This window comes from Pedobacter sp. 05L430 (assembly GCF_056397585.1).
Genome location: NZ_JBFTNT010000465.1, coordinates 1 through 1,992 on the forward strand (window position 1 = coordinate 1; position 1,992 = coordinate 1,992).

Below are 1,992 nucleotides of genomic sequence, written 5' to 3' on the forward strand. Positions count from 1 at the left end.
CAATTAAGGGATGGTGATGTAAATTAGTGTCAAAAAGTGTAAAGAAAAGCCATTTTATAGCAATGAAATTTTAAGGGTAGCGTGTAACTTCGCTTTAAACCAAATTAGATTTCACTGTATTTAGGAGTAGCTTTTTATGATTCATTTAGCGCGTGTATTTTTTGTAATTACTTTTTTTGTATTCTATTCAAGTTGCATTCAAAGCGTACACGCGCAAAGCAGTATCTATCCTCTGATTTCTGCAAAAAAGAAACTGACTGAAAACCCGTTTTCGCCCGATCCCCTTATTAATTATAGTTGGGATGATCCTAGAGCATCAGATGGTCTGGAAAGCTATAGCTTGCAACCAGTTAGCTGGACAACTTCAACTCCGGATAGTTTTAATACAAATGAATTTAAGAAGACCGGCGTAATTGCTGTAAATGGAAAAGGTTCAATTTGTTTTGATTTTGGACAAACAAATGCTGGCTGGCTTGAATTTGAATCTGACGACTTAATCGATAGTGTAACCATAGGTATCAGCGAATATAATGAGCCCGCAATTGTAAATAGTGGTGCATTACATCCGCTTAAAACAATGGCTCCTGTTAAACATGGGCAAACTTACCGGTTAGAATTAAATCCTGAATTTTATGAAGGAGTAAGGTTTGGCTGGATAAATGTGCTTTCTCATCAACAAAACTGGCACATTAAGAGTCTTCGTTTGGTTTGTCAGGTTAAACCTGTAAATTATCAAGGTAGCTTTTCCTGTAGTGATTCGGAACTGACCAGAATATGGTATACCGGTGCCTATACTGTTAAGTTAAATCTCCAAAAAGACTATTTTGGAGCAATATTAATGGAACGGAGCGACCGCCATTCGTGGACCGGAGATGCTTATCCATCGCAGGCAGCCTCAATGGTTGCCTTTGGCAATTATGATTTTGTGAAAGCCAATACCATTAATACGGCAGATCTGAATAATGGCATTCTAAGCTATTCTCTCTATTGGGTTTTAAGTCTTATTGACTATGTAAATTATACAGGAGATGTTGAATTTGCCAAAAGATATATCGATAATGCCTGTAAAAAACTAGATCTCGCATACCAGCATTTTGGTAAATCGCCTAAGTTAGGTTTTTACGGTTGGGACGAACGTCTCGGAGCAGGTTTTGAAAATCCGGATATCCACGAATCTCAGCGTGCTTATTCAATGCTCACCATACGTTCATGGGCCGAATTTGGTCGCTTAATGAAACAAATTGGAAGGGCTGACCTGGCACAGAAATATACCAATTATGCCCAGCAGAAAATTGCTGAAGAAAGAAAGAAAAAGAACTGGCCAAATGAATTTGGACTTCATGCATCGGCAGACGCCATTAATACTGGCCTTACAACACCTAAGGAAGATGCACTGTTTTATCAGCGGAACTATACTGATCGGGTAAACCGCTTGTCTTACTCCCCTTTTAACGAATACTTTATCATAGGGGCGATGGCCAAAATGCAAAAGCATAAAGAAGCGATAAGTGCAGTTAAAGATTGCTGGGCTGGACAAATCAAATACGGAGGAACAACATTTTTTGAAGTATACCGACCAAGCTGGAACGCAATATTCGATAAAAATGATGCTCCGCCGAATAACCAATGCGGATATACCAGCTTAACACATCCATGGAGCGCAGGAGTAGTTAAATGGCTGTCGGAAGAGGTTTTAGGCATAAAGCCACTGGAACCGGGCTTCAAAGTCTTTGAAATCATGCCTCATTTAGGAGATACCATATCTTATGTTAATGGAAGCACACCAACATTAAATGGATTGATCTCTGCCAGCTTTAATGTAAAATCTGGGATAACTATACTCGAAATACCAAAGGGCACCTTAGCAAAACGGGTTGCAATTCCATTAGGTGGTAATACTGTAAAGTCACTTTCTTTAAATGGAAAACCAATTTTGAATGGAGAGGGATTTCAAATTAAAGATGGCTACATAAATGTAAATAACCTAACGCC

1 protein-coding gene is annotated in these 1,992 nt (G+C 38.8%); it reads left to right on the plus strand.

Annotated elements, in window-relative coordinates; all coding sequences use genetic code 11:
• Window positions 1-136: 136 nt before the first annotated feature.
• Window positions 137-1,992 (plus strand): alpha-L-rhamnosidase C-terminal domain-containing protein (locus tag AC1DG9_RS26420; RefSeq protein WP_477635615.1); only part of this gene is annotated, 1,856 nt, incomplete at its 3' end.